We start from the raw sequence: 9,628 nt of genomic DNA, 5'->3' as shown, positions 1-9,628 counted from the left end.
GTCGGTGCCTTTGGGGAAGTACTGGCGCAGCAGGCCGTTGGTGTTCTCGTTGCTGCCCCGCTGCCAGGGCGAGTGTGGGTCGCAGAAGTAGATCTCCAGGTCGGTCGCGGCCGCGATCTGCACATGGTTGGACATCTCGCTGCCCTGGTCCCAGGTCAGGGTCCGACGCAGCGTGTCCGGCAGCTCGGCCATCGCGGTGCACATCGCGTCCTGAACCTGGGCCGCGCCGTGCCCGTCGGGCAGGTGCAACAGGATCAGGAACCCGCTCGCGCGTTCGACCAGCGTGCCGATCGCGCTCTGGTTCCCGGTCCCGAGGATCAGGTCACCTTCCCAGTGACCGGGCACGGCGCGGTCCTGCACTTCAGGTGGCCGCTCGGCGATGTTGACCATGCCCGGGATCCGGCCCCGGCGTTCGGTGCTGCTGCGCTGCGGTGTGCGCAGCGCGCGTCCGGTCCGCAGCCGCTGCGTCAGCTCCCGCCGCAGCGCCCCGCGGKACTGGACGTACAACGACTGGTAGATCGTCTCGTGGGACACCCGCATCTCCGGTTCGTCGGGGAAGTCCTGAACCAGCCGGCCGCTGATCTGTTCGGGGCTGTGTCCCTCACCCAACCGGCGCTCGACCTCCCCACGCAACCGCAGGTTCGTGGCCARCAGCGCCGGCTTCGGCCGCGCGGCACGGGCCTGCGCGCCCGGGTGCGCGGTGCTGGCCCGGTACCTCCCGGACGGGTACAGCCGGCGGTGAGCGGCCAGCTCGCGACTGATCGTGGACGGGGCCCGGCCCACCGCCCGGGCGATGGCCCCGGCCGCCTCACCCGTGGTCAAACCCGCGCGCACACCCGCCCAGAACAGCGAGCGTGTCGCCACGCTCAACCCTGAACTGCCTCTGCTGCCAACCCTCACCGCAACCCCACCTCAGGTCAGGGTGTTGCGCCCACCCCATGAACCCAAGCGTCGGAAAGTGGGCACTCGACTGGACTAGGTGGTGCGTCAAGCAGGGGTGGTGAGTCAGGCAGGGGTGGTGGGTCAGGCGGGGGTGCTGGGTGGTGGCGTGGGCGCGGGGGGTGGGTCCTGCGGGTCGGTGACCGCGCCTTGCTGAGGAGCATCAGCCCCGGGTTCGGCCGGCTCCGCGGCCGACTCGGGCGAGGCTGCCGCAGTGATCTCTGCCCGGTGGCGCCACAGCACGTAGGCCAGGCCCAGCACGAGCACGACGCCGATGAGCAGCAGGCGCATCGGCCAGGACAGGTCGAGCAGGGTCGTGACGACGAGGGTTCCGATGGCCGTGCCGACCGTMGTGGGCAGACCGGGCCGGCTGGCCCGCCGACGCGGGTAGAGCGAACCGGAGGACGTGCGCCGTCGCGTCGAGGAGGTCGCGGTGCGCCTTGTCGAGGCCCTGCCCGTCGTCCTCCTGGACGTCGAGCTCTTCGTGCTCGCCGACGAGCTCGCCGACTTCCTTGTCGCCATGGCTCCTCCTCTTCGGCCCGGTCTCCTTGGCTGACAAGGGGGTCCGGGCTCAGGTCACAGGCTGCGGACCCAGTTCTCCAGAAGGTGGAGCCCGGCATCGCCGGACTTCTCGGGATGGAACTGCGTCGCACTCAGGGGGCCATTCTCGACCGCGGCGACGAACTTCGCACCGTGACGCGCCCACGTGACGCGAGGCGCGACCCGGGCGAAGGCCCCGGTGGCTTCGAGAGTCCACTGCTGAACGGCATACGAGTGCACGAAGTAGAAGCGCTCGTGCTCGACGCCGGCGAAGAGCCGCGACTCGTCGGCGGTCTCGACCTCTGACCAGCCCATGTGCGGCACGACGTCGGCGGGCAGGCGCTCGACGGTGCCGGGCCACTCGGCCAGGCCCTCGAGCGGGTGCGCGGACGGCTCGGCCGAGCCGTCGAAGAGCACCTGCATGCCGACGCAGACGCCGAGCACCGCTCGGCCGCCACTGATGCGGCGGCCGATGATGCGCGGACCGTGCGCCGCGGCGAGGCCGGCCATGCACGCGTGGAAGTTGCCGACGCCAGGGACGAAGAGGCCGTCGCACTCGAGGGCGCGGAAGGGGTCGGCCGTCAGGGTGACGGTCGCACCGACCCGCTCGAGGGCGCGCACGGCCGAGCGGACGTTGCCACTGCCGTAGTCGAGGACGACGACGTCGGCGCTCATCGGAAGCCCGCCATCGTCAGAGCGCTCCCTTGGCGCTGGGGATGCCCACGACGCGCGGGTCGGGAGCGACGGCGGCACGCAGCGCGCGCGCGACCGCCTTGAACTGGGCCTCGACGATGTGGTGCGGGTCGCGGCCGGCGAGCACGCGTACGTGCAGGCAGAGCCCGGCGTTGTAGGCGAACGACTCGAGGACGTGACGCGTCATCGACCCGGTGAAGTGGCCACCGATGAGGGCGTACTGCTGGCCCTCGGGCTCGCCCTCGTGCACGACGTAGGGACGGCCGGCGACGTCGACCACCGCGTGGCACAGCGCCTCGTCGAGCGGCACTGTGGCGTCACCGAAGCGGGAGATGCCGGCCTTGTCGCCGAGGGCCTCGCGCAGCGCCTGCCCGAGGACGATCGCGGTGTCCTCGACGGTGTGGTGCACGTCGACGTCGATGTCGCCGGTGGCCCTGACGGTGAGGTCGATGAGCGAGTGCTTGCTCAGCGACGCGAGCATGTGGTCGTAGAACGGCACGCCGGTGGAGACGTCGGACGTGCCGGTGCCGTCGAGGTCGAGCCAGAGCTCGACCGACGACTCGGACGTCGCACGGGTGATCTTCGCGGTGCGGGGGGCGGGGCTGGCGGGGCTCGAGGTGCTCATGCCGTGGGCTCCTGGCGGTCGACGTGGGTGGGGGCGAGGCGGGTCATGGCGTCGAGGAACGCAGTGGTCTCGTGCGGGTCGCCGGCCGTGACGCGCAGGTGGCGGGCGATGCCCATGTCACGCACGAGCACCCCTTCGTCGAGCAGCGCCTGCCACGTGGCCTTCTCGTCGCGCAGACCGCCGAACAGCACGAAGTTGCTGTCGCTGGCGACCGGCCGCGCACCCAGCTCGGCGAGCCGCTCGACGATGCGGTCGCGCTGGTGCTTGATCACCTCGACGGTGCCCAGCATGACGTCGGCGTGCTCGAGCGCGACGCGGGCGATCGTCTGCGTCGGGCTGCTGAGGTGGTAGGGAAGGCGGACGAGGCGCAGCGCGTCGACGAGCTCGGGCGCCGCGACGAGGTAGCCGAGTCGGCCCCCGGCGAACGCGAAGGCCTTGCTCATGGTGCGCGTGACGACGAGCCGCGGGTGGTCGGCGAGGAGCGTCAGCGCGGATCGCGTTCCGGGCCGGGCGAACTCGGCGTAGGCCTCGTCGACGACGACGACGGCGTTCGGCGCCGCCTCGAGCACCGCGCCGATGACCTCGAAGGGCAGCGCCGTGCCCGTCGGGTTGTTGGGCGAGCAGAGGAACACGATCGCCGGGTCGTGCTCGCGCGACTGCGCTGCCGCCGACTCGGGCGTGAGGTCGAACGCATCGGGACCGGTTGCGGCAGAGCGCAACCCGTCGACCCAGGTCGTGCCGAGCGTCTCGCTGATGATCGGGTGCATCGAGTAGCTCGGCGTGAAGCCGAGTGCCACGCGGCCGTGGCCGCCAAAGGCCTGCACCACGTGCGACAGCACCTCGTTCGAGCCGTTGCCGGCCCAGAGCTGCTCGGGCGTGAGGGCCATCCCTGACTGCTTCTCGAGGTATGCCGTCAGCGCCTTGCGCAGCGCGGTGAACTCGCGGTCGGGGTAGCGGTTGAGCGTCGCGACGTCGCCGGCGAGCGCCGCCAGCACGGCATCGACGACGACCTGCGGCACCGGGTAGGAGTTCTCGTTGGTGTTGAGCCGCACGGGGACGTCGAGCTGCGGGGCACCGTAGGGCGTGCGACCGCGCAGATCGGGGCGCAGCAGGCGCTGCACCTCCTCCGCCGCGCTCGGGGCAGTCGTCGCAGCGCTCCCCGCCGTGATCTCGTCGGTCACCTCGGCACCTCGTCGCCGAAACGGGCGGTCACGGCCTCGCCGTGGGCGGGGAGGTCCTCGGCCTGGGCGAGGGTGACGACGTGCCGGGCCACATCGCGCAGGGCGACCTCGTCGTAGTCGACGACGTGGATGCCGCGGAGGAAGGACTGCACCGACAGGCCGCTGCTGTGGCAGGCGCACCCGGCCGTGGGCAGCACATGGTTGGACCCGGCGGCGTAGTCGCCGAGGCTCACCGGGCTGTGGGGCCCGACGAAGACCGCGCCGGCATTGCGCACCCGGGCGGCGACGTCGGTGGCGTCACGGGTCTGGATCTCGAGGTGCTCGGCGGCATACGCGTTGACGACGTCGAGCCCGGCGTCGAGGTCGTCGACGAGGACGATGCGCGACTGCCTGCCCTCGAGCGCCTCGGTGACCCGTTCGGAGTGCTTCGTCGCGGGCACGCGGCGCGCGAGCGCACGCTGGGTCTCGTCAGCGAGCGACTCGCTGTCGGTGACGAGCACCGAAGCCGCAAGCGGGTCGTGCTCGGCCTGGCTGACGAGATCGGCCGCGACGTGGTCGGCGTCGGCGGAGTCGTCGGCGAGGATGGCGATCTCGGTCGGCCCCGCCTCGGCGTCGATGCCGATGAGCCCCTTGAGCAGGCGCTTCGCGGCGACGACCCAGATGTTGCCCGGCCCCGTGACGAGCGACACGGGGTCGCACGAGACCTGCTCGCCGTCGACGGTGCCCCACTCGGCGTCGTCGTCGACGAAACCGTGGGCGAACATCGCTACCGCTTGGGCGCCACCGACGGCATACACCTCGTCGACGCCGAGCAGCGCACACGCCGCGAGGATCGTCGGGTTGGGGAAGCCGGCGAACTCGCCGGTGTTCTCGCGCTGGGGCGGCGAGGCCACGGCGAGCGAGCCCACCTCGGCCAGCTGGGCAGGCACGACGTTCATGATGACGCTGCTCGGGTAGACCGCGAGCCCACCGGGAACGTAGAGCCCGACGCGGTCGACGGGAACCCAGCGCTCGGTCACGGTGCCACCGGGCACGACCTGCGTCGTGGTGTCGGTGCGTCGCTGGTCGGCGTGGACGAGTCGGGCGCGCCGGATCGACTCCTCGAGGGCGGCCCTGAGGTCGGGGTCGAGGCCGTCGAGGGCCGACTGCAGCACCGCGCGGGGCACGCGCAGGTGCCCGGGGCGCACACCGTCGAAGCGCTCGCCGAGGTCGCGCAGCGCCGCTGCCCCCCGATGCTCGACGTCCTCGCAGATCGGCCGCACCTGCTCGAGGGCGGCCGTGACATCGAACTCGGCTCGGGGCAGGGCCCGGCGCAGGAAGCGCACGTCGAGGGTGCGTCCGCGCAGGTCGAGGGAGGACATCATGGCCCCAAGTCTAAAAGCCGCGCGGGACGGCCCGGCGCCACGTCTCAGCGAGCGGCGGAGCGACCGCGCAGGAGGGCGGCCACGAGGCCGACGAAAAGGGCGAGCCCGGCGCCGGCCGCGGCGCCCACGAACGGGTGTTCGGCGAAGACGCGACCCCCGAGATACTCGAGCACCAGCTCGCCCACCGGAGGCAGGCCACGGTGTCGTAGGAGGCAAACCGTCGCAACGGGAACCCGGTCGCCGCCCTCGTCAGCGTCGTCGCGGTGCGACCACCGGGCACGAAGCGCGCGCCCACCAGCACCGGTCCGCCTCCGCGGGCCGTCGCGTCGGCCGCCCAGGCGTGCGCCCTGGCCGTGCGCGTGCCCGGCCGGACGCGGGACAGGAGGCGCACCCCGAGCACGCGGCCGACGGCATACGCGATGTGGTCGCCGACCACGGCACCGAACGCCCCAGCGAGGACGACCAGCGCGAGGTCGGGCCCCTGCCCGGCAGCGAAGGTGCCGGCGAGCAGCACGGCGGTCTCGCTCGGCACGAGTGGCAGGAAGGCGTCGAGGACCGCCAGCCCCACGAGAAGGGGGTAGAGCCAGGGCGAAGCTCATGACGCCACGGACGACCTCGAGCGCGGTGTCACCCATGAGCGGACCGTAGGTACGCGACGTGACGAGCCGGCTCCGCGGTCGCCGCCGCTCCGCCAACAACGCGTGAACACTCGCTGCCGGTCCCCCGGGGTCCCCGGGGCCTGCTGAATCCTGACCCGCGTCGGGGCAACGGCTGACCAACGACAGACCCGGCCCCCACCGCGCCTCCGCCACGCTCGTGAGGCTGCCTCCCGACCGCGGGGTCAGCGCTCCGACTCCCCCACCCGACAGGAGATCCCGTGCCCGTCATCATCCCCAGGCGTCGCATCGCCGCCGCTCTCGCCGGCGTCGTCGTCGGCGTCGTGCCCGCCAGCGTCGCGCTGACCACGGCGGCCGGCTCGCCAGCTGCGGCCCTGCCCCTCCCGGCCGTCGCCCCGGCAGCCGTCGCGGCGACCCCGCTCACCGTCTCGCAGGCCGTCGCGGGCCAGACCGGCCAGAGCGCCACCGTGCGCGGCTACGTCGTCGGTCAGCCCACCGCGACGAGCACCGTCGTGACCTCGGGCTTCCCGAACGACTACGCGCTCGCCGTCGCCGACTCGGCGTCGGAGACCGCCACGAGCCGGATGCTCTACGTGCAGATCCCCTCCGCCTTCCGGATGTCTTGGGGTCTCAAGACCAACCCCTCGCTCATGGGTCGGCAGATCGACGTGACGGGCTCGCTGGCCGCGTACTTCTCCCACCCGGGCATGACGGGCACGACCGCCTTCGCCTTCAGCAGCGGGTCGACGAGCTCGCCGCCCACCACGACGCCGCCGACCACCACGACGACGACGACCGGCACCGGCGGACCGTACGACTCGACCTACTACGCCTCGGCCGTGGGCAAGACCGGCTCCGCGCTGCGGACCTCCCTGCACAGCATCATCAAGACGCAGACGGTGCTGACCTACGACCAGGTCTGGACAGCGCTCAAGGACACCGACCAGGACCCGAACAACACCGACAACGTCATCGAGATCTACTCGGGTCGCTCGATCGCCAAGTCCGACAACGGTGGTGGCGTCGACCAGTGGAACCGCGAGCACGTCTGGGCCAAGAGCCACGGTGACTTCGGCACCGTGAACGGCCCCGGCACGGACGTCCACCACCTGCGTCCCGAGGACGTCACCGTCAACAGCGACCGCGGCAACCTCGACTTCGACAACGGCGGTTCCTCGGTGGCCCAGTGCACGGGATGCCTCCGCGACGGCGACTCCTTCCAGCCGCGCGACTCTGTCAAGGGCGACGTCGCCCGGATGATCTTCTACATGGCCCTGCGCTACGAGGGTGAGGACGGCTGGCCGAACCTCGAGCCCAACGAGTCGGTCACCAACGGGACGGCCCCGTACATCGGCAAGCTCTCGGTGCTCAAGGCGTGGAGCGCCGGCGATCCGCCCGACGCGTTCGAAAAGCGCCGCAACCAGGTCATCTACGACACGTGGCAGCACAATCGCAACCCGTTCATCGACCACCCGGAGTGGGTCACCGCGATCTGGGGCTCCTGACCCCCGCTACCCCTACGCGAGGGTGCCGGCCGTGCTCACGACGTCTGGTCGATGAGCACCGCCGTCTCCCAGGCCCACTGGCGCCACAGGTCGTAGCGGCCCGAGCGGCCTCCGTGGCCCGCCGCCATCTCGGTGCGGAAGAGCAGCTGCGGCGCCTCGGCGCCCGCCGGAGCAGCGCGATCGGCGTGCCGGAGGGCTGCCACCCACTTCGCCGGCTCGGTGACGAAGACTCGCGTGTCGTCGAGCCCCGCCGTCACGAGGATGCTGGGACGCCGGCCCGGACGCACGTTCTCGTAGGGCGTGTAGGACCGGATGAGGTCGTATGCCGCGTGGTCGTCGAGCGGGTTGCCCCACTCCTCCCACTCGACGACGGTGAGCGGGAGGCTCGGGTCGAGCACGGAGCTCAGGGCGTCGACGAACGGCACCTGCGCGTGGACGAAGCGGAACCGGTCCGGCGCCTGGTTGACCACCGCGCCGATGAGCAGACCGCCGGCCGAACCACCTTCTGCCGCAAGGCGGTCCGGTGCCACGATGCGCGACTCGACGAGGTGGTCGGCACATGCCACGAAGTCGGTGAAGGTGTTGGGCTTGGCCTCCAGCTTGCCGTCGTCGTACCACGTCCTGCCCATCTCGGAACCACCGCGAACGTGAGCGATGGCGAAGACCCAGCCACGGTCGAGCAGCGACAGCCGCAGCACCGAGAACCACGGGTCGCTGGGGATGCCGTAGGCGCCGTACGCGTTGAGCAGCCCGGGCGCGGTGGCGTCAGCCGCGACGTCGTCACGGTGGACCACGGAGATCGGGATGCGGGTGCCGTCCGGTGCCGTGGCCCACTCGCGGCGCTGGCGGTAGCGACCGAGGTCGACGTCGCCGCGCACGTGCTGCTGCTTGAGGAGCGCGAACGTACGCGTGTGCACGTCGTAGTCCTCGACCGTGCGGGGGGTCACGAGCGACTCGTGGACGACCTGGAGCGTGCGCGTGGTCGACTCGGGGTTGACGCCGACCAGAAGCGTGCCGATCGGCTCGCCCACGGCGACGTCGTGCGCCTCGCCGAGGCCGTTGGGGGCATCGGCGTCACGCAGGACGACGCGGATGCCCGTGGCGCCCTCACGGCGCAACGACACGGCGATGAAGTCGTCGAATCCCTCTGCACCAGTGACGTACTCGCCCTCTGACGTGACGTCGAGCGACACCCACTCGTCGGCGGACGTGCACGTGACGGGCGCGATCGCGAGCTCGAAGTTGACGCGCCTCGCGTTGTGCGTGACGAGCAGCTGGTCGCCGAACGGCTCGATGTCGTACTCGACCCCCTGCCGGCGTGGTGCCACGACGCGAGGCGTGCCCAGCGGGTCGTCGGCGTCGAGGAGCCGGAACTCGCTCGTCGTCTTCGAGCCGATGGCGATGATGACGAGCCGGTCGTCCCGCGAGCTGCCCACCCCTACGAAGAACCGCTCGTCGGTCTCCTCGTGCACGAGCACGTCGGCCTCGGCCGGCGTGCCGACCTCGTGGCGCCACACCTGGTGCGGGCGCCACGCGTCGTCGACCCTCGTGTAGAAGAGGTGGCGCTGGTCGAGCGACCACGCCAGCGAGCCTCCGGTGCGGCGCACCGTGTCGTCGAGCTGGACCCCGTCGACGATGCGTCTCACCCGCACGTCGTAGCGCTCGTCACCGACGAGGTCGACGGCATACGCGAGCAGGTCACCGGTGGGCGACACCTCGCTGGCGCCCACGGCGAAGAACTCGTGGTCGCGGCCCTCCTCGTTGTGGTCCAGCAGCACCTGCTCCCCCACCGGCGGACGGCCCTCGTCGAGAACGGGGCGCTGCGGGTGGTCGGCCACGACCACCCGCGCCTCGACGGCGTACTGCTCGCCCTCGACGGTGCGCGAGTAGTACCACCAGCGGTCGTGGCGCACCGGCACCGACAGGTCGGTCTCCTCGATGCGGGAACGGAACTCCTCGAAGACCGTGTCGGCGAGCGGACGCAGGTGCTCCGTGCGCTCGGTCGCCCAGGCGTTCTCTGCCGCGAGCAGCTCACGGAGCTCCGCGCCGTCGCGGTCGGCCATCCAGGCGTACGGGTCCTCGAAGCGGTCACCGTGGTGCTCACGGACGACGGGGTCGCGACGCGCGACGGGGGGCTCCAGCATCCGTGCAGTCTAGGAGGGCG

General features: G+C 71.7%; 9 protein-coding genes. 1 reads left to right on the top strand and 8 read right to left on the bottom strand.

Annotated elements, in window-relative coordinates:
- From AC1DE0_RS21320 to AC1DE0_RS21290, 7 genes are all read right to left on the bottom strand, one after another.
- On the bottom strand, positions 1-870 hold an 870-nt coding region (locus tag AC1DE0_RS21320), incomplete at its 3' end, for an IS30 family transposase (RefSeq protein WP_478105432.1).
- Positions 871-1,023: 153 nt separating this feature from the next.
- Positions 1,024-1,461, bottom strand: a complete 438-nt coding sequence (locus AC1DE0_RS21315) for a hypothetical protein (protein WP_478105431.1) — start codon at positions 1,459-1,461, stop codon at positions 1,024-1,026.
- A gap of 54 nt (positions 1,462-1,515) precedes the next feature.
- Positions 1,516-2,154 carry an imidazole glycerol phosphate synthase subunit HisH gene (gene hisH, locus AC1DE0_RS21310; RefSeq protein WP_478105429.1) on the bottom strand — a complete coding sequence of 213 codons (639 nt, stop codon included), beginning with the start codon at positions 2,152-2,154 and terminating at the stop codon, positions 1,516-1,518.
- A gap of 16 nt (positions 2,155-2,170) precedes the next feature.
- Positions 2,171-2,797, bottom strand: coding sequence for an imidazoleglycerol-phosphate dehydratase HisB (hisB, locus tag AC1DE0_RS21305; protein WP_478105427.1), 627 nt, complete (start codon positions 2,795-2,797; stop codon positions 2,171-2,173).
- Entirely contained in the window at positions 2,794-3,978 is a 1,185-nt protein-coding gene (locus tag AC1DE0_RS21300) for a histidinol-phosphate transaminase (protein ID WP_478105426.1), read from the bottom strand. The genes hisB and AC1DE0_RS21300 overlap by 4 nt, the downstream gene beginning before the upstream one ends.
- On the bottom strand, positions 3,975-5,342 hold the full coding sequence (gene hisD / locus AC1DE0_RS21295; RefSeq protein WP_478105424.1) for a histidinol dehydrogenase: 1,368 nt from the start codon (positions 5,340-5,342) through the stop codon (positions 3,975-3,977). The genes AC1DE0_RS21300 and hisD overlap by 4 nt, the downstream gene beginning before the upstream one ends.
- Before the next feature lie 10 nt (positions 5,343-5,352).
- Complete coding sequence (locus AC1DE0_RS21290) at positions 5,353-5,910, bottom strand: DedA family protein (RefSeq protein WP_478105422.1); 558 nt, start codon at positions 5,908-5,910, stop codon at positions 5,353-5,355.
- Positions 5,911-6,219: 309 nt separating this feature from the next.
- On the opposite strand from AC1DE0_RS21290, the gene AC1DE0_RS21285 reads away from it, so the two are divergent.
- A complete protein-coding gene (locus AC1DE0_RS21285; RefSeq protein WP_478105420.1) occupies positions 6,220-7,464 on the top strand; it encodes an endonuclease in 1,245 nt (414 codons plus the stop codon).
- A 35-nt stretch (positions 7,465-7,499) separates the two neighbouring features.
- On the opposite strand, the gene AC1DE0_RS21280 is transcribed toward AC1DE0_RS21285, so the two are convergent.
- Positions 7,500-9,608, bottom strand: a complete 2,109-nt coding sequence (locus tag AC1DE0_RS21280) for a S9 family peptidase (protein ID WP_478105418.1) — start codon at positions 9,606-9,608, stop codon at positions 7,500-7,502.
- Positions 9,609-9,628: the final 20 nt, after the last annotated feature.

The organism is Terrabacter sp. 05T424, assembly GCF_056396225.1.
This window is presented reverse-complemented; position numbering and strand designations above follow the sequence as displayed.